The organism is Streptomyces sp. NPDC088794, assembly GCF_044750545.1.
In the GTDB taxonomy this organism is placed as follows: Bacteria; Actinomycetota; Actinomycetes; order Streptomycetales; family Streptomycetaceae; genus Streptomyces.
The window spans coordinates 1-18,257 of record NZ_JBIVKB010000018.1 but is presented as its reverse complement, the minus strand read 5'-3'; the positions used below and the strand labels follow the sequence as shown (position 1 = coordinate 18,257).

Below are 18,257 nucleotides of genomic sequence, written 5' to 3'. Positions count from 1 at the left end.
GCTTCCCCGCACGGCCGCCGATTCCTTACCGAGTGGTGACGGCGGGCGGTTGAACAGGACCGCCCGCCGAAGCACGCCTAGGGTGGAACCCAACAGCCCCTTCAGGAAGGGGGCGCCCCCATGGCCTCCCCATCTACGGCGGGCGCGGCTCTCACCGCGCTGCGCGAGGATCTGGTCGGCGACGTGTTCGCCCCGCAGGACCCGGGCTACGACGAGGCCCGGACCGTCTTCAACTCGATGATCGACCGGCGTCCCGCGGTCATCGCGCAGTGCGTCACCGGGGACGACGTCGTACGGGCCGTGCGCTTCGGCAGAGAGCTGGATCTGCCGATCGCGGTGCGCGGCGGCGGACACAGCGTGGCCGGCATGGCACTCAACGACGGCGGACTCGTCGTCGACCTGCGCCACCTGCGCGCGGTGAGCGTCGATCCCGTGGCCGGGGCGGTACAGATCGCCGGCGGCGCCACGATGAGCGACCTGGACCGCGCCTGCCAACCGCACGCCCTGGCCACCACCGGCGGCCGGGTGTCGACGACCGGCGTCGGCGGTTTCGTCCTGGGCGGCGGCTCCGGCTGGCTGGACCGCTGGTGCGGACTGGCCGTCGACAACCTGCTCGCCGCCGACCTCGTCACCGCGGACGGCGAGCGGGCGCACGCGAGCGCCGACGAGAACCCGGAGCTGTTCTGGGGCCTGCACGGCGGCGGGGGCAACTTCGGCATCGCCACCTCGCTCACCCTCAAGCTGCACGCGCTGCCCGAGTTCTCCATCGCGATGGTCCTGTACCTCCCGGAGTTCGGTCCCGAGGCCGTGCGCACCTACCGCGACCTGATCGCCAATGGCCCGGACGAGGCGAGCGGCGGCGCGCTGTTCATCACGGGCCCGCCCGAGGAGTTCGTACCGCCGCACCTGGTCGGCACGCTCCTGTGCGCGGTGCTGCTGACGTACGCGGGGCCCGAGGAGGACATGCTCAAGCTGGCCGAGCCGCTGCTGGCGCTGCCGCACGAGTCGCAGGTCGTCGGGGCGATGCCGTACGCCGATGTCCAGTGCATGCTCGACGATCCGCCCGGGATGCGGAACTACTGGTCGGCCGAGTACCTCACGGGCGCGCCCGACGACTATCTCCAGGTCTTCTGCGCCGGAGCCCGGTCCATGCCCGTGCCGACCGGGACCATGCACGTGCTGTTCCCGCTGGGCGGGGCGATCGCCGCCGGGCCGCACGAGTACCCGGTGCCCTACCGGGACGCGCCCTGGGCCACCCACCCCTTCGCGATGTGGGAGGACCCGGCGGACGACGAACGGTGTGCCCAGTGGGTCCGGGACATGCGCGCCGCCGCGCGGCCGTGGAGCACGGGTGACGTCTACCTCAACTTCATCGGCGACGAGGGCACCGAGCGGGTGGTGGCCGGGGTGGGCGCGGAGAACGCGGGGCGGCTGGCCGCGCTGAAACGGCAGTACGACCCGGACAACGTCTTCCGCTTCAACCACAACATCAGGCCGGCCTGAGGGCCGTACGTGTGCGCGGTGGCAGGTCAGGTGGGACGGAGAGCCGTCAGTGTCCGCTCCCCGGCCGGGTCGCCCGCCGTCGCCGGCACGAGAGCGATCTCGTCCAGGCCGGCCTCGGCATAGGCGTGGATCCGGGCGCGTACGGCGTCGAGGTCGCCGATCAGGCCGAGGGTCGCGGCGGCTCTCGGCGGGAGGGCCCGCAGCAGGGTCTCCCGGTCGGCGCCGGTCGCGGCCAGCATCACCGCCTCGCCGAAGCCGGCTTCGACGAAGACCTCGCTGTAGCCCGGCACGGTGAGGTATCCCGCGATGCCGCCCAGCACCTGGGCGAGGGACGCGGGGTCGGGATCGACGGCGGCGGGCAGCCAGGCGGCGAGCACGGGCCGCGCCCGCCCCGCCTTCTCCGCGGCCGCGTCCAGCTTCGTCCGCAGCACGCCGACCTGCGCCGGGGAGACCACGTCGAGGAGCATCCGGTCGGCGTGCGCGGCGGCGGTGGCGATCGCGCGGTCGCCGAACGCGGCCACGGTGAGCGGACCGCCGGGCGGCGGAAGACGTCGCAAGAAGGTGCTGCCGGGTACGACCGGCTCGCCCGGAGTGCCGTGCAGCAGACGGCGTACGGCGACCGCGCTCTCCTCCAGTACGGCCGCGGGCCGCTCGCGCACCCGGCCGTGCACACCCTCGACGACCCGCTTGCTGGAGGTGCCGAGCGCCACGCCGACCGCGCGGCCCGTCACGGCCGCGACCGAGGCGGCGCCCCGGGCGATCGTGTACGGGTCCCGCACGTTCACCGGCACCGGCCCTGCCGTCACCGCCACCCGCTCGGTGGCCGCCCCGACGGCCGCCGCGAGCACGAACGCGTCCCATGTCGGCCCCTCCCCGGCCCATACCTCCCCGTATCCGAGCCGGTCGGCGAGTCGTGCCACCCGCACCGGCTCGTCCACCGCGCTGTCGTCCTCCCGGGCCACGGCCACCACGCTGAAGTCCATGCCCCGTCGCTACCCCACTGCCCATGGCCCACTCCCGGCCGGCTGACCCGGAGGCATCCGCGCAGGTAGCGTCCGCTTCATGAACAGCGGCACGGACAGCAGCGCGGGCACGGGCACCGACAGCGCATACGACTCCCACGGCGCCGGGATCACCGTTCAGCGGGCCCTGGAGCTCCCCGGTCTGCGCAGCGGACTCCCCGAGGTCCTGGCGGGAGCCGACCGGCTCCAGCGGACCGTGCGCTGGGTGCACGCGGGCGAGGTGCCGAACATCGCCTCCCTCCTCAAGGGCGGCGAGTTGCTGCTGACCACGGGCTACGGCCTCGGCACCCGTCCGGCCGATCAGCGGGCGTTCGTGCGCACCCTGGCCGAGCGCGGTATCGCGGCCCTCGTGATGGAGCTGGGCCCGCGCTTCACGCGCCTGCCCGCCGCCCTCGTCGACACCGCACGGGCGGCCGGCCTGCCACTGGTCCAGCTGCACCGCGAGGTGCCGTTCGTGGCGGTCACCGAGGAGATCCACACCGAGATCGTCAACGGCCACTACGCGCTGCTCCAGCAGGCCGAGGAGGTGCACCGGCGCTGTACCGAGGCCCTGCTGGGCGGCGGCGGGATCCCCCAGGTGCTGGGCATCCTGGCGGACTTCAGCGGCAACCCGGTCTTCCTCGAGACACCGGACGGGCAGCTGCTGTACGCCGCCGGAGCCGGTCCCGAGGGCGCGGAACCGCTCCAGGTGTGGGAGGGGCTGCGCGGCCAGCACAAGGACACCCCGCCGGCCGGTTCGGCCCTGGTGGACGTGCCCGGGGGCGGCCCCGGTACGGGTTCGGTGCGTGCGCGACTGGTCCTGCTCCCCGTCCGCGCTCCCCTGACCGCGGTGCACCGGATGGCCGCCGAGCGGGCCGCGGGCATCCTCGCCGTCGTCCTGATGCAGGCGCGTCAGGAGGAGGAACTGGCGGCACGGGGGCGCGGGGACTTCCTGACCGACCTCGCCGAGGGCCGTATCGCCGCCGAGGACGCGCCCGCGCAGGCGCGCGTGCTGGGCTTCAAGCCGGGCAGCGGCCCGCTGCTTCCGGTCGTCATGCGGATCGGCGACACGCTCGCCCCGGGCGGGGGCTGGGCGGTGCTCGCACGGGCGGTCGCGGAGGAACTGGCCGCGGTGGGGGTGCCGGTCCTGTTGGGCGTACGACCTGTGGAGGGCCGCGTTCCGCTGCTGCTGGGCCTGCGCTCCGAGTCGGAGCGGTCGGCGGTCGCGGACCGGGTCGCGGCGGCGCTGCGGGCCGGGGTGGAGCGCGCCGGGATGCAGCGGCCCGGGGCGCAGCCGCCCGTCGTGGTGGTCGGCGTGGCCGGCAGTTGGGCGGCGGCCTCGGCGGGGCTGCGGCACGCGGCGGAGACGGCCACCGCGGCACAGGGCCTGACGGACCGGCCCTGGTACGACGCCCGCCGCCTCGACATCGACCTCCTGCTGTGGCGACTGCGCGAGCACCCGGACCTGGCGGCCTTCGTGGACCGCGCGATCGGCCCGCTGCGCGACCACGACAACCGCTCCCGCCCGCCGCTCCTGCCCACCCTGGAGACGTACCTGGCGCACGCGGGCCGCAAGGCGGAGACGGCCCGCGAGCTGCACCTCAACCGGCAGACGCTCTACAACCGGCTGGCCCGGATCGGCGAGTTGCTCGGCACCGACCTCGACGACCCGCAGACGGTACTGGCGTTGAGCCTGGCCCTGCGCGCCCGCAGGCTCGTGACCTGAACCGGAACGTCAGATGAGCGGCCGGGGCTGCGTCAACTCGTCGTACACACTCAGCACTTGCGCGACCGTCTCGTCCTCGGTCGGCCAGGTCGCCGCCTGGAGGGCACCCTTGTCCTTCAGGAGTTCGCAGCGCTCGGGGTCGGAGAGCAGACGCACGACGGCGTCGGCGAGGGCCTTCGCGTTGTCGGCCGGGACGAGTTCGGCGGCGTCGCCGACGAGTTCGGGAATGCCACCGACCCGGGTCGCGACCAGCGGCACGCGTGCGTGGAGGGCTTCCTGGGCGAGCACGGAGCGCGCTTCCCGACTGCTCGGCAGGAGCACGAGGTCGGCGGCCGCGAGGAGTTCGGAGACGTCGTCACGGCGTCCGACCAGGCGGACCGGCAGTTCCTCGTCCTCGATCCGGCGCTGCAGCTCCGCCCGCAACGGACCCTCCCCCGCGACCGCGACGAGCGGCACGGGGTCCAGCCGGCTCCATCCGCGTGCGGCGTCCAGGAGGGTGTCGTAGCCCCGATGCCGTTCGAGAGAACCGACGGCCATCAGCAACGGGCGGCCGATGGCGCCGAGTTCGGCCCGCACCTTGGCGCGCAGCCGGTCGGGGTCGTCCTGCTCGGCGGAGTGCCGCGGTCCGGGCAGGGAGACGGCGGCGAGCCGGGCGTCCCGTGCTCCGGTGCGGCGCGCCCGGTCCACGAGGTCCGAGGTGGTGCCGAGCACCACCGTGGCGGCCTTGACGACCCTCCGCTCCAGCAGGCGCAGCAGATGGGCGCGGGCGCCCTCCGCGTACGCGCGGTCGTGCCAGGTGACGACGAGCGGGGTACGCCGGCCGCTGAGCGCCAGCACGGCACGGAAGGAGGCGTGCAGACCGTGCGCGTGCACCAGGTCGGCGTCCCGGCACGCCTCCCGGAGGGCGGCCACGGAGGCGGGGTCGCTGCTGCGGGGCACGTGCACGTGTTCGGCACCCGCACCGGTGAAGTCGTAGGTGTGATCGGCCTCTACGGGGGCGCACACCGTGACGCGTACGCCCCGTGCGGCGAGCCCCGAGGCCAGTGCACGCACGTGTGCGCTACTGCCGGCGTTGCCTCCGCCGAGCACCTGGACGGTGCGCAGCGGCGACTGGCCGGTCGCTGAGTGGCTGCTCACGTGGGTCACGTGGCCGGGGCTCCTGGTTCGGCGTCGGGCGGTCACGAAGAAAGTACAGAAGGATCGAGCGGAGGGGGTGTACCGCGCGGCTTCCTCCACGTACACGCCCAAGGATGCCAGCACGCACGGGTGTTCCGGGAACGCCGAGGGCGCGAGGAGTCGGCGGGCCGGGGTGCCGGGTCACTCACACGGGTGAGGGAAGCGGTGGTTCCGGGGGCGGGACGGTGAAGGAACGGTGAGCGAGCGGACAGGCCCGCGGACCTGGTTTCCCATGTCCTGTCCCACGCGCGGACACCCTCGCTCGGGAAGGTCCGCACCCCGCGGCCTGCGCGACCCCGCTCCCCACGTGCCGTTGCGCTCACACGCGGGCGCGCCCGCCCCACACGCCGTCACGCGCCGTCCTGACCCGCGAAACCGCCCCGGCGCGGCAACACACCGACACGCAGCGTCCGCCCGTTCTGCGCCGAGTTGAGCCGAGCCCGGCCGAACCGCCGACCGTCGAGCCGTCAACCGTCGAGCCGCTACCCGTCGGCCCGCGCCGTCGCCAGCAGCTCCTCCGCATGCGCCCGAGCCGTCTCCGAGTCCTCCTGGCCCGCCAGCATCCGGGACAACTCCCGGATCCGGTCCTCGCCTTCGAGGACCTTCACGCCGGACCGGGTCACCGATCCGTCGTTCGTCTTCTCGACCAGCAGCTGCCGGTCGGCGAACGCGGCGACCTGGGGAAGGTGGGTGACGACGACCACCTGCGCCGACTTGGCGAGTTTGGCGAGCCGGCGGCCGATCTCGACCGCCGCCTTGCCGCCGACGCCGGCGTCGACCTCGTCGAAGAGGTACGTCGGCACGGGGTCCGTGCCCGCGAACACGACCTCGACGGCGAGCATCACGCGCGAGAGCTCACCGCCGGACGCGCCCTTGGCGATGGGCCGTGGGGGCGCTCCCGGGTGCGGGGCGAGGAGCAGTTCGACCTCGTCGACGCCGGAGGGGCCGTAGGCGACCGCGCGTCCGCCGACCTCCACGCCCTCCGGGTCCTCGGTCTGCCGGATCTCGAACGAGATGCGCGCGTGCGGCATGGCGAGCGAGGCCAGCTCGGCGGTCACGGCGGCCGCGAACCGCTCCGCCGCCTCCGCCCGCGCATCGGTCAACGCCTGCGCGAGCCCGCCCAGTTCGACCCGCAGCGCGTCCCGCTCGACGGTCAGTTCGCCGATCCGCTCGTCGTCGCCGTCCAGCTCGGTCAGCCGCCCGGCGCTCGATTCGGCCCAGGCGAGCACGGAGTTGACGTCCTCGCCGTACTTCCGGGTCAGCGCGGTGAGCGCGGCCCGCCGCTCCTCGACGGCCGACAGCCGCAGCGGATCGGCGTCGAGGTCGTCGGCGTACCCCGCCAACTCCCCTGCCACATCGCCGAGAAGGATCCCGATCTCGCCGATCCGGTCGGCCAGCGCGGACAGCGCGGGGTCGTGCGACCGCACCGCGTCCAGGGCCCGGTGCGCGCCCGCGACCAGCGTGGCCGCGTCGATGCCCTCCGGGTCCTCGGGGTTGCCCGCGAGGGCCGCGTGGGCGGCCGTGGCGGCGGACGACAGGGCCTCGGCATGCCCGAGCCGGTTCGCCTCCTCCGCGAGCTCCACGTCCTCACCGGCGCGCGGCTCGACGCCGGCGATCTCGTCGAGGCCGTAGCGCAGCCGGTCGGCTTCCTGGGCCCGTTCACGCGCGCGGGTGACGATCTCGTCCAGCTCGACGGACACGGCCCGCAGCCGCCGGTAGGCCTCACCGTACTTGGCGAGCGGGCCGGCCACGGCCTCACCGGCGTACCGGTCGAGCGCCGCTCGCTGCCGGGACAGTTTCAGCAGCCCCTGCTGGTCGGTCTGCCCGTGCACGGCCACGAGGTCGTCGGCGAGTTCCGCCAGCAGCCCCACGGGCACACTGCGTCCGCCCACGTGCGCCCGCGACCGCCCTTCGGCGGAAACGGTACGGCTGATGAGCAGCGCCCCGTCGTCGAGTTCGGCCCCCGCCTCCTCGGCGCGCACGATGGCCGAGGCGCCCGGGGGCACGGAGATCCGCCCCTCCACGACCGCCTTCTCGGCGCCGATCCGCACCAGCGCGGGATCCGCCCGTCCGCCCAGCAGCAGCCCCAGGCTGGTGACCACCATGGTCTTGCCCGCGCCCGTCTCACCGGTGACGGCGGTGAACCCGGGCGACAGCTCGACGACCGCGTCGTCGATGACTCCGAGCGACCGTATCCGCATTTCTTCCAGCACGATGAAGACCTTACGAGGTCCGACCGGGCGAGTGCGAGGTGCCCTTGTCACCCGGGGGAGTGTCAGGGCCCGCAGGGGCCGGGGAACTGCGCGAGCGACCACAAACCGTCCACAGTCGCCCGCGCTTCCGCACATCTGTCCCGAGCGGCTAGTGGTGCGGCGCCCCGCGCCACCCGGAGACCGGCAACGCGAACTTCGCGACCAGCCGGTCCGTGAAGGAGGCGTGATGCAGCCGGGCCAGCCGCACCGGCACGGCACCCCGCCGCACCTCCACCCGCGCCCCCGGCGGCAGCTCGAAGGTCCGCCGCCCGTCGCACCACAGGACACCCGGCGGGATGTGCGGCAGCAGCTCCACGGCGAGCACCGAGTTCGGGGAGGTCACCAGCGGCTTCGCGAACAGCGCGTGCGCGCTGATCGGCACCATCAGCAGGGCCTCGACCTCGGGCCACACCACCGGTCCCCCGGCGGAGAAGGCGTACGCGGTGGACCCGGTGGGCGTCGACAGCACGATCCCGTCGCATCCGAACCCGGTGACCGGCCGGCCGTCGATCTCCAGCACCACTTCGAGCAGCTTCTCGGCGCCGGCCTTCTGCACCGCCGCCTCGTTCAGCGCCCAGTCCGTGTGCACGATGTCGCCGTTGCGGTGGACGACGACGTCGACCGTCATCCGCTCCTCGACCTCGTAGGACTTGGAGACCACGCGGTCGACGACCTTGTCGAGGTCGTCGCGCTCGGCCTCGGCGAGGAAGCCGACGCTGCCGAGGTTGACGCCGAGCATCGGCACCCCGGACGCGCGGGCGAACTCGGCGCCGCGCAGCAGCGTCCCGTCACCGCCCAGCACCATCAGCAGCTCGCACCCTTCGAGGCACTGCGCGGTCGCCTCCTTGACCAGCTCCACCTCTTCGGGCAGCGGCAGGTCGGCGGCCTCGTACTCCAGGACGCGCACGCCGATGCCCTCGCGCACCAGGCCCTTCACCACCAGTTCGGCGCTGCGGATGGCCGCGGGCCGCCCGGTGTGGGCGAGCAGGAAAACAGTACGAGCTCGGTTCGGTGTCAACGGGGCCCCTCCGCCACTGCACGGTCGACATCGGCCGGGTCCAGTTGGGGTGCCCCGGCGCGCAGCCACAGAAAATACTCGACATTCCCGGAGGGTCCGGGCAGCGGGCTGGCGGTGACGCCCCTGACCCCGAGCCCCAGTTCCCACGCTTTCCCGGCCACGCCCCGCACGGCCTCCGCCCGCAGCTGCGTACTGCGGACGACACCGCCGCTGCCCAGTCGTTCCTTCCCCACCTCGAACTGCGGCTTGACCATCATCACCAGGTCGGCATCCGCCTTCACACACCGCGCGAGGGCCGGCAGCACCAGCCCGAGCGGGATGAAGGACAGATCACCCACGACAAGATCCACAGGTTCCCCATCGATCGCTTCAAGCGTCAACTCGCGTACGTTCGTACGGTCCTTGACGGTGACGCGTTCATCGCTTTGGAGAGACCAAGCGAGTTGTCCGTATCCGACATCCACCGCCACGACATGTGCGGCACCTGCCCGCAACAGGACGTCGGTGAAACCGCCGGTGGACGCGCCGGCGTCCAGCGCCCGCCGCCCCTCGACCACGAGCCCCTGCGGTACGAACGCCGCCAGCGCGCCCGCGAGTTTGTGCCCGCCCCGGGAGACGTAGTCGGGATCGCTGTCGTCGGTCTGGACGACGATCGCCGCCGCGGTCTCCACCTGCGTGGCGGACTTGGTCGCGACGGTCTTGCCGACGGTGACCCGGCCGGCCGCGATCAGCTGCCCGGCATGCTCGCGCGAGCGCGCCAGCTTCCGGCGCACCAGCTCCGCGTCCAGCCGACGGCGTGCGACTCCTGCCACGTTCGGTTCAGCTCCTGCTTTCGTACGGCGATTGATAGGTGTGACCCGAAGGGTCTCGTTGAGGGGTGGTGGTCGGGTGGCGGGCGGGAACCGGAGGTCCCGGGCGGGCGTCGAGCGCGGTGAGCGCGTCGCGCAGCCCCCGGTGTACATCCTCGTACACCTCGATGTGTCCGTCCGTGGCGAGGTGGTCGGCGTCGGCCAGCCGCTCCAGCTTCCCGTCGACCTCGGCGTTGCCGGTCGGTGTGCGGGCCACGTCCAGCGGGGCGGGAGCGGCGGGGTCGTACTCGGCCTCGACCTCGGCCGGCTCCTCCTGCGCTGTGGCCTCGGGCACTGTGTCGCTCATGCCCAGACGCTACCCCGAAGAGCTGGGGTACCGTCGATCACGATGGCCACGATCGAGGAGTGCCGCGCCGCACTCGAAAAGCTCTCGGACAACATGCAGCGCGCCGAGGGGGACACCGCCGCGGCGGCGGCCCTGGACCGCTCGGTGAGCTGCCGCATCACGGACCTGGACGTCACGTTCGTCGGCCGCATGACGGGCGGCCGGATCGTGGTGCAGGACACCCTTCAGGGCCCTCCCAAGGAGAAGGCCCAGATCAGGCTGACCATGTCCGGCGACGACCTGGTGGCGCTGGTGAACGGCGAGCTGAACTTCGCGAAGGCCTGGGGCTCGGGCCGGGTGCGCCTGGAGGCGGGCCTGCGCGACCTGTTCCAGCTCAGGAAGCTTCTGTAGCGACGACCTTCTCCTCCGCGGCGGCCTCCGCCTCGGAGTCCTCGGCGGCCTTCTTGAGGTCGGCGCGCGCCTTCGTACGCGCCTTCCGCGCGGCCGGCACCACCAGCGGGGTCCCCGTCTCCGGGTCGTCGATGACCTGGCAGCGCAGCCCGAACACGTCCTCGACCAGCTCGGCCGTGACGATGTCCTTCGGCGCCCCCTCGGCGATGATCCGCCCCTCCTTCAACGCGATGAGGTGCGTGGCGTACCGAGCCGCGTGGTTGAGGTCGTGCAGCACGGCGACCAGCGTGCGCCCCTGCTCCTCGTGCAGCTCGGCACAGAGGTCCAGGACGTCGATCTGGTGCTGGATGTCGAGATACGTCGTCGGCTCGTCGAGCAGCAGCAGCGGGGTCTGCTGGGCGAGCGCCATGGCGATCCACACGCGCTGCCGCTGACCGCCGGACAATTCGTCGACATAGCGATCGGCGAGCTCGGCTACCCCGGTCTGCGCCATGGACTCCTGTACGACCTTCTCGTCCTCGGTCGACCACTGGCGCAGGATGCCCTGGTGCGGGTAACGGCCGCGCCCGACGAGGTCGGCGACGGTGATCCCGTCGGGCGCGATGGACGTCTGCGGAAGCAGGCCCAGGGTGCGCGCGACCTTCTTGGCCGGCATCGACTGGATGACCTGGCCGTCCAGCAGCACCCGGCCGACGTTCGGCTTGAGCATCCGGGACAGGGCCCGCAGCAGTGTCGACTTGCCGCACGCGTTCGGTCCGACGATCACGGTGAAGGAGTTGTCGGGGATCTCCACCGAGAGCTGCTCGGCGATGACCCGCTGGTCGTAGGCGAGGGTGACGTTCTCGGCGGACAGGCGGTTCACGGTGCTCCTTCGGTTGTCCAGCCCGCGGCTGGGGATGCTCTGGTCGCTCATATCCGGCCCGCCCTGCGCTCGCTGACGAGCAGCCACAACAGATAGACACCGCCGAGGACGCCGGTCACCACGCCCACGGGAATCTGGTCGGCGCCGAAGATCTTCTGCGAGAGCCAGTCGGCGGTGACCAGCAGGGCGGCGCCCATGCACAGGGACGGCAGCAGGTTGGGGCCGGGCGAGCGGGTCAGCCGGCGCGCGAGCTGGGGCGCGGTGAGCGCCACGAAGCCGACGGGTCCCGCGGCGGCGGTCGCGGTCGCGGTGAGCAGGACGGCGGCCACCAGCAGCAGCGCGCGCACCCGTTCGACGCGTACCCCGAGGGCGTTCGAGACGTCGTCGCCCATCTCCATCATCCGCAGGCCGCGCCCGTTGGCGAGGACCAGCGGCACGAGCACCGCGCACAGCGCGAGCAGCGGCCAGACCTGGTCCCAGTCCCGGCCGCTGAGGGACCCGGTCATCCAGACAACCGCCCGAGTCGCGTCGACGATGTCGGAGATGGTGAGGAGATAGCCGTTGACGGCGGTGACGATCGCGGAGACGCCGATGCCGACCAGGACAAGGCGGTATCCGTGCACGCCCCGCTTCCAGGCGAGCAGGTAGATGGCGATCCCGGTCGCCAGGCCGCCCACGAGCGCGCCCATGGTGACCTGCGCGGCGCTGCCGGAGAACAGCACGATCATCACGAGCGCCCCGGCCGTCGCCCCCTGGCTGAGGCCGAGCACGTCCGGGCTGCCCAGCGGATTGCGGGTGACGGCCTGGAAGAGGGCGCCGCCGAGTCCGAGCGAGGCGCCGACCAGCAGGCCCACCAGGACCCGGGGCAGCCGCAGTTCGTTGACGATGAACTCCTGGCCCGCGTCCCCGTTCCCGGCCAGCGTCTTGAGCACGTCCCCCGCCGGGATGGGGAAGTCACCGGTGCCGATCAGCACGACGCTCGCGGCGAGCGCGGTGAGCAGCAGCAGGGATACGACGGTGACGGCACGGACGTCCAGACGCAGGGAGAGGCCACCCGGCGTCCTCATGACACGGTTGGTCCTCACAGCTGCGTCGTCCTCCGGCGTCGTACGAGATAGATGAAGACCGGGCCGCCGATGATCGCGGTGACGATGCCGACCTGAACCTCCGAGGGCCGCGCCACGACCCGGCCGACGACATCGGAGCCGAGCAGCATCACGGGCGACAGGATCGTGGCGTACGGCAGGATCCAGCGCAGGTCGGGGCCGGTGAAGGACCGTACGACGTGCGGGACCATCAGGCCGACGAACACGATCGGGCCGCAGGCCGCGGTCGCCGCCCCGCACAGCACGGTGGCGGCGAGCATGGCCAGCGCCCGGGTGCGGTTGAGGTTGGCGCCGAGGGCCTTGGCGGTGTCGTCGCCCATGGCCAGGGCGTTGAGCGGCCGGGCGAGACCGAGGGCGAGGACCGTGCCGACCGCGATGAACGGCAGCACTTGCAGGACCGTCTCGTCGGTCGCCGTCGTCAGTGAACCGACAGTCCAGAAGCGCATCTTGCCGAGCGCGGCCTGGTCGCTGATCATCACGGCCTGGAGATAGCCGTAGAGCGCGGCGCTGATCGCGGTGCCGGCGAGCGCGAGCCGCACGGGCGTCGCACCCCGGCTGCCGCCCAGGAACCAGACGAGCGCACCGACGGCCGCCGCGCCGAGGAAGGCGAACCACACGTACCCGGTCAGCGAGGTGACGCCGAAGTACGTCATCGCGGTGACGACCGCGGCGGACGCGCCCGCATTGATGCCGAGCAGTCCGGGGTCGGCCAGCGGATTGCGGGTGAGCGCCTGGAGCACGGCTCCGGAGAGCCCGAGCGCGGCGCCGGCGAGCAGTCCGAGCAGCGTGCGTGAGACGCGCTCCGCGACGACGACGTCCCCGTAGGTCCCCGAGTCCTCGAACAGGCCGTGCCAGACCTGCCCCATGGACAGCTCTTTCGCGCCGATCGCGATGCTCGCCACCGCGACGAGCGCCAGGATCAGGACGGAGACGAGGAGCCCAAAGGCCCGTATCGCCCGGCGATTCGGGGGCGCGGGGGCGGTTTCCGCGCGCTGTTCGGGAGGACTGTCGACCAACACGCAGTTAGGTTAGCCTACCCTCGCATCCCTCTTCGATCCCTGGTCGCGCCCGCCTTCCGATCCACCGCCCCGCCACCAAGTGACCCGGCTCACAACGCCAGTCGGGCCAGGGCCTTCTCCGCGTCCAGCTCGCACCTGCCGTCGCCGGCCGCCGTCCAGGCCGCCGCGCACAGCGCCCGCAGACCGTCCAAGTCCTCGCCGTCACCGTCGAGTTCCAGCCGCTCCGCACCGGCCCTCGCGGTCCAGCCACCGCACCGGAACCCGTCACCCGCCTCGGCGACCTCCGGCTGTCCCGTCAGCATCCCGCGCAGATCGGCGTCGACATACGTCGGCCGGTGCTGCGGCGGGGCCGCGAGGAGCTGGGGTCCGTCGGTGACACCGGTGAGGACGAGCAGGGAGTCCACCTCGCCGTTGAACGCGCCCTCGATGTCCGTGTCCAGCCGGTCCCCGACCACCAACGGCCGCTTCGCGCCGGTGCGCAGGATCGTCTCCCGGTGCATCGGAGGCAGCGGCTTGCCGGCGATCTGCGGCTCGGCACCGGTCGTGATCCGGACGACCTCCACGGCCGCCCCGTTGCCCGGCGCGATCCCGCGCGCGCCCGGGATCGTCAGGTCGGTGTTGGACGCGTACCAGGGCACCCCGCGCGCGATGGCGTATCCGGCCTCCGCGAACCGCGCCCAGGCCAGATCGGGCCCGCCGTACCCCTGCACCACGGCCGCCGGATCGTCCTCCGCCGACTCGACCGGCTCGAGACCGCGCTCGCGCAGCGCGACCCGCAGCCCCTCCCCGCCGATCACCAGCACCCGCGACTTCGCCGGCACCTGCTCGCTGATCAGCCGCGCGACCGCCTGCGCGGAGGTGATGACGTCCTCGGCACCCGTCGGTATCCCCAGCGCAGTGAGATGCGCGGCCACGACATCCGGGGTCCGCAGCGCGTTGTTGGTGACGTAGGCGAGCCGCATCCCGCCCTCCCGCGCGGTGGCGAGCGAGTCGACCGCGTACGCGATCGCGTTCCCGCCCGCGTACACCACCCCGTCCAGGTCGAGGAGCGCCGTGTCGTACGCCTCGCTCAGGGCCTGGTCACTGCCCTCGGGCTGCCTCCTGGCGCTCTGGCTCATTCCACATCGCTCCTCGTTCGACGGCTTTCCCCGATCATCCCGCACGCCACTGACACACGTACGATGCCGGGATGAACACTGCAGGTCACTCGGAAGCAACGCTGCCCCGAGGCCTGGAACTCACCCCGTTCCGAGGCCTACGGTACGACCCCGACCGGGTCGGCAGCCTGGCCGCCGTGACATCTCCGCCGTACGACGTCGTCGTACGCCCCGACGGCCTGCACCATCTCCAGGACTCCGACCCGCACAACATCGTCCGTCTGATCCTCCCGCAGGCCACCACCCCGAGCGCCCGCAACGAACAGGCCGCCGACACCCTGCGCCGCTGGGTCGCCGAGGGCGTCCTGACGACCGACGCGGAACCGGGCCTGTACGTCTACGAACAGCGTCACGACGACGGCATGCTCCAACGCGGCGTCATCGGCGCCCTGCGGGTCTCGGACCCCTCCGAAGGCGTGGTCCTGCCCCACGAGGACGTCATGCCGCACGTGGTCGCCGACCGCGCGGCCCTGATGCGCGCCACCTCCGCGAACCTGGAGCCCCTGCTCCTGACCTACCGCGGCAACGGCTCGACCCCCACGTCGAAGGTCGTCGAACGCACCGCCCAGCAGCCCCCGTTGCTCGCCACCACCACGGAGGACGGCTACAGCCACCGCCTGTGGGCGGTCACCGACCCGGACGACCTGGCCGACGTCCGCTCCGACCTGGCCCACCACCAGGCCCTGATCGCCGACGGCCACCACCGCTGGGCGACTTATCGACTTCTACGCGCGGAGCATCCCTCCCCCAGCGACTGGGACCACGGCCTCGTCCTCCTTGTCGACACGGCCCGCTACCCCCTGCGGGTCCGCGCCATCCACCGCCTCCTGCACGGCCTGCCGGTCGCCGACGCCCTGGCCGCCCTCGACGGCCTCTTCCGCGTCCAGCGCCTGGACGTACCTCTGCCGGAGGCCCTCACGGCCCTGGCCGACGCGGCCTGCGCGGGCAACGCCTTCCTGCTGGCCGGCGACGGCGCCTTCCACCTCGTCGACCACCCGGACCCGGCCCTCCTCGCCCGCACGATCCCCGCCGACCACCCGACGGCCTGGCGCACCCTGGACGCGACCGTCCTGCACGCCACGCTCCTCGACCATGTCTGGCACATCCCCGAGGACTCCCCCGCCCATATCGCCTACATCCACGACACGGCCGCGACGGTGGAGAAGGCCGAACGCGACGGCGGCACGGCGGTCCTGATGCACCCCGTCCGCGAGGAGGTCGTCCGCGACCTGGCCCGCCAGGGCGTCACGATGCCCCGCAAGTCCACGTCCTTCGGCCCGAAACCCGCGTCGGGCCTGGTACTGCGCGCGCTGGAGCTCTGACGAGCGAACGGGACATGAAAAAGGGCGGAACCTCACGGCCCCGCCCTCTTCCTGCGCAGATCAGTTCTTACGGTCCTCGAGGTCGTCGCCCTCGACGTCCTCGACGTCCTCGTCTTCCACGTCGTCCTCGACCCGGACCTCGTCCTCGACCGGAACCTCGTCTTCGACCGGGACCTCGATCGGAGCCTCGACTTCGGTCTCGGCCTCAACCGTGACCTCGGTGTCGACCTCTGCCTCGGCGTCGGACTCGACCTCGGCCTGCTCACCGTCACTGTCGCCCTCGTCGTCCTCGACGAACGCGTCGACGAACTCGACACCGTCCAACTCGGCAAGCCGGTCCGACGCGTCCGTGCTGCCGTCCCGGTCGGCCTCGATCGCCTTCCCGAACCACTCCCGCGCCTCGGCCTCACGACCGGCGGCGAGCAGCGCGTCCGCGTACGCGTACCGCAGCCGCGCGGTCCACGGCTGAACGGAGTTGGAGGCGAGCTCGGGGCTCTGCAGCGTCACGATGGCCGCGTCGAGCTGGTCCATGTCACGCCGGGCACCGGCCACGACGAGCCGCATCTCGACCTGCCCGGCCTTGTCGAGCTTGTTCACCTCGGGCGCACCGGCCATGTCCAGCGCCTTCTCCGGCCGCCCGAGCCCACGCTCGCAGTCCGCCATCACAGGCCACAGGTCCACGGACCCGGTCATCCGCCGCGCCGCCCGGAACTCACCGAGCGCCTCGGAGTACTTCTGGGTCGCGTACGCCGCGAACCCGGCCGCCTCTCGTACGGCAGCGACACGCGACGCCAGCCGCAACGCCACCTTGGAGTAGCCGTACGCGCCCTCGGGGTCCTCGTCGATGAGCCGGGCAACCATCACCAGGTTCTTCGCGACGTCCTCGGCAAGCGTCTTGGGCAAGCTCTGCAGCTCCTGTCGTACGTCCTTGTCGATCTCCTCGCCGGTGACGTCCTCGGGGATCGGCAGCCGCTTGATCGGCTCGCGGTCCCTGTCCCTGTCCCGGTCGTCACGGCCGCGGTAGCCGCCGCCACCCTGCCGGTCATCGCGACCCCGGAAGCCACCGGGACGCCCACCGCGGTCGTCCCTACGGTCGTCACGCCGGGGCGCAGATCCACCACGGTCGTCCCGACCCCGGAAGCCACCGCTGCGCTCGCCCCGGTTGTCGTCCCGTCGGAAGCCACCACGATCGTCCCGCTGGCCGGCCGGACGAGGACCACGGTCACCCCGGTCATCGCGACGGAAGGGCGGACGGTCGCCGCCACGGTCGTCCCGACGGGGACCACGGTCACGGTCATCTCGCTGGAAGGACGGACGCGAACCACGATCCCGGTCATCCCGCTGGAACGAAGGGCGGGAACCCCGGTCACCGCGGTCATCGCGCTGGAACGACGGACGCGAACCACGATCCCGGTCGTCCCTACGGTCATCACGGCGGGGGGCGCTGCCTCGGTCGCCGTCACGGCGGTCATCGCGACGATCGTCACGCCGGAAGCCACCGCGGTCGTCACGCTGGCCGGTCGGACGGGGACCACGGTCGCCTCGGTCGTCACGACGGAAGGGCGGACGGTCGCCGCCACGGTCGTCCCGACGCGGCCCACGGTCACGGTCATCCCGCTGGAAGGACGGACGAGAACCACGATCCCGATCGTCACGCTGGAACGACGGACGAGAACCACGGTCATCGCGCTGGAAGGAGGGACGCGAACCACGGTCACGGTCATCGCGCTGCCCCGCCGGACGGGAACCACGGTCACCGCGGTCGTCACGCTGGAACGACGGGCGCGAGCCACGGTCGCCATCGCGTCGGTCGTCGCGACGACCCGCGTAGCCGCCTCCTCGGTTGTCATCCCGACGGAAACCGCCGCGGTCACCGCGGTCATCGCCTCGGCGGTCGCCGGAGCCACCCCGATTGTCATCGCGTCGGCCGGACACAGGCCGGTTGTCGTCGCGACGCCCATAGCCGCCGCCACGGTTGGCACCACCGGAACCACCAGAGCTACCGGAACCACCGGTGGCTCCGGAGCCACCGCGGTCGCTGCGACCTCCGCGGTAACCACCACGGTCGCCGCGGTCACCACTTTCCCGGCGCCGCTGGTCGCGCTCCGGTCGATCCTCGGGAGAGTTGGTGGACATCGGTGACTCCTGTCTTCGGTACCGCAAGTCATTCTCGCGCAGCCGGGTAGCCGGCGCGCTCCGGGTGGAGCTTGATTCAAAACACAAAAGGACCCCTGGTCCCAGCTTGACGCTGGGACCAGGGGTCCTCCAAAGATTGTTCGGCGGCGTCCTACTCTCCCACAGGGTCCCCCCTGCAGTACCATCGGCGCTGTAAGGCTTAGCTTCCGGGTTCGAAATGTAACCGGGCGTTTCCCTCACGCTATGGCCACCGAAACCCTAATGGTTTCGAGCGAACAAGCACACTTTTCTGTTGTGTGGTTCAAGCTCTAGCCGACAACCGTTCGTTGTCTCAGAACTAACACAGTGGACGCGAGCAACTGAGGACAAGCCCTCGGCCTATTAGTACCGGTCACCTCCACCCATTACTGGGCTTCCAGATCCGGCCTATCAAC

16 protein-coding genes and 2 rRNA genes are annotated in these 18,257 nt (G+C 72.3%); 4 read left to right on the top strand and 14 right to left on the bottom strand.

What is annotated here, in order from left to right; all coding sequences use genetic code 11:
• Positions 1-120 precede the first annotated feature (120 nt).
• A complete protein-coding gene (locus ACIP6U_RS38985; RefSeq protein ID WP_401727454.1) occupies positions 121-1,503 on the top strand; it encodes an FAD-binding oxidoreductase in 1,383 nt (460 codons plus the stop codon).
• Positions 1,504-1,529: 26 nt separating this feature from the next.
• Here ACIP6U_RS38985 and ACIP6U_RS38980 read toward each other — a convergent pair whose 3' ends face one another.
• Positions 1,530-2,486 carry an LLM class F420-dependent oxidoreductase gene (locus tag ACIP6U_RS38980; RefSeq protein ID WP_401727453.1) on the bottom strand — a complete coding sequence of 319 codons (957 nt, stop codon included), beginning with the start codon at positions 2,484-2,486 and terminating at the stop codon, positions 1,530-1,532.
• Positions 2,487-2,565: 79 nt separating this feature from the next.
• Between ACIP6U_RS38980 and ACIP6U_RS38975 the strand changes: the two genes are divergently transcribed.
• The gene (locus tag ACIP6U_RS38975) at positions 2,566-4,230 is read left to right on the top strand and encodes a PucR family transcriptional regulator (RefSeq protein ID WP_401727452.1); all 1,665 of its coding nucleotides are present in this window, start codon (positions 2,566-2,568) and stop codon (positions 4,228-4,230) included.
• Positions 4,231-4,239: 9 nt separating this feature from the next.
• Here ACIP6U_RS38975 and ACIP6U_RS38970 read toward each other — a convergent pair whose 3' ends face one another.
• The 5 genes from ACIP6U_RS38970 to ACIP6U_RS38950 all read right to left on the bottom strand — a co-directional run bounded on the left by ACIP6U_RS38970 (position 4,240) and on the right by ACIP6U_RS38950 (position 9,831).
• Positions 4,240-5,376: a glycosyltransferase family 4 protein gene (locus ACIP6U_RS38970; RefSeq protein ID WP_401727451.1), complete on the bottom strand. Its 1,137-nt coding sequence runs from the start codon at positions 5,374-5,376 to the stop codon at positions 4,240-4,242.
• A 512-nt stretch (positions 5,377-5,888) separates the two neighbouring features.
• The gene (gene recN / locus ACIP6U_RS38965) at positions 5,889-7,607 is read right to left on the bottom strand and encodes a DNA repair protein RecN (protein ID WP_401727665.1); all 1,719 of its coding nucleotides are present in this window, start codon (positions 7,605-7,607) and stop codon (positions 5,889-5,891) included.
• A 160-nt stretch (positions 7,608-7,767) separates the two neighbouring features.
• Positions 7,768-8,676: an NAD kinase gene (locus tag ACIP6U_RS38960; RefSeq protein ID WP_401727450.1), complete on the bottom strand. Its 909-nt coding sequence runs from the start codon at positions 8,674-8,676 to the stop codon at positions 7,768-7,770.
• Positions 8,673-9,488, bottom strand: a complete 816-nt coding sequence (locus tag ACIP6U_RS38955; protein WP_401727449.1) for a TlyA family RNA methyltransferase — start codon at positions 9,486-9,488, stop codon at positions 8,673-8,675. Before ACIP6U_RS38955 ends, ACIP6U_RS38960 begins: the two co-directional genes overlap by 4 nt.
• Positions 9,489-9,495: 7 nt before the next feature.
• Complete coding sequence (locus tag ACIP6U_RS38950) at positions 9,496-9,831, bottom strand: hypothetical protein (protein ID WP_401727448.1); 336 nt, start codon at positions 9,829-9,831, stop codon at positions 9,496-9,498.
• 42 nt (positions 9,832-9,873) lie between these two features.
• On the opposite strand from ACIP6U_RS38950, the gene ACIP6U_RS38945 reads away from it, so the two are divergent.
• On the top strand, positions 9,874-10,221 hold the full coding sequence (locus ACIP6U_RS38945; protein WP_401727447.1) for an SCP2 sterol-binding domain-containing protein: 348 nt from the start codon (positions 9,874-9,876) through the stop codon (positions 10,219-10,221).
• On the opposite strand, the gene ACIP6U_RS38940 is transcribed toward ACIP6U_RS38945, so the two are convergent.
• The 4 genes from ACIP6U_RS38940 to ACIP6U_RS38925 form a co-directional block, all read right to left on the bottom strand.
• Positions 10,205-11,134: an ABC transporter ATP-binding protein gene (locus ACIP6U_RS38940; protein WP_401727446.1), complete on the bottom strand. Its 930-nt coding sequence runs from the start codon at positions 11,132-11,134 to the stop codon at positions 10,205-10,207. The two genes, ACIP6U_RS38945 and ACIP6U_RS38940, sit on opposite strands and share 17 nt — an antisense overlap.
• A complete protein-coding gene (locus ACIP6U_RS38935) occupies positions 11,131-12,150 on the bottom strand; it encodes a FecCD family ABC transporter permease (protein WP_401727445.1) in 1,020 nt (339 codons plus the stop codon). Before ACIP6U_RS38935 ends, ACIP6U_RS38940 begins: the two co-directional genes overlap by 4 nt.
• 14 nt (positions 12,151-12,164) lie before the next feature.
• A complete protein-coding gene (locus ACIP6U_RS38930; protein WP_401727444.1) occupies positions 12,165-13,208 on the bottom strand; it encodes a FecCD family ABC transporter permease in 1,044 nt (347 codons plus the stop codon).
• 89 nt (positions 13,209-13,297) lie between these two features.
• Entirely contained in the window at positions 13,298-14,326 is a 1,029-nt protein-coding gene (locus ACIP6U_RS38925) for an HAD hydrolase-like protein (RefSeq protein WP_401727443.1), read from the bottom strand.
• 71 nt (positions 14,327-14,397) lie between these two features.
• Here ACIP6U_RS38925 and ACIP6U_RS38920 point away from each other — a divergent pair, with 71 nt between their 5' ends.
• Positions 14,398-15,687 (top strand): DUF1015 family protein, encoded by a 1,290-nt coding sequence (locus ACIP6U_RS38920; RefSeq protein WP_401727442.1) that lies wholly within the window; start codon positions 14,398-14,400, stop codon positions 15,685-15,687.
• Positions 15,688-15,747: 60 nt separating this feature from the next.
• Here ACIP6U_RS38920 and ACIP6U_RS38915 read toward each other — a convergent pair whose 3' ends face one another.
• The 4 genes from ACIP6U_RS38915 to ACIP6U_RS38900 all read right to left on the bottom strand — a co-directional run.
• Entirely contained in the window at positions 15,748-16,656 is a 909-nt protein-coding gene (locus tag ACIP6U_RS38915) for a hypothetical protein (RefSeq protein WP_401727663.1), read from the bottom strand.
• Entirely contained in the window at positions 16,548-17,765 is a 1,218-nt protein-coding gene (locus tag ACIP6U_RS38910; protein WP_401727662.1) for a hypothetical protein, read from the bottom strand. Before ACIP6U_RS38910 ends, ACIP6U_RS38915 begins: the two co-directional genes overlap by 109 nt.
• Positions 17,766-17,961: 196 nt before the next feature.
• Positions 17,962-18,078 (bottom strand): 5S ribosomal RNA (gene rrf, locus ACIP6U_RS38905).
• A gap of 106 nt (positions 18,079-18,184) precedes the next feature.
• Positions 18,185-18,257, bottom strand: a 23S ribosomal RNA gene (locus ACIP6U_RS38900); the annotation flags it as partial.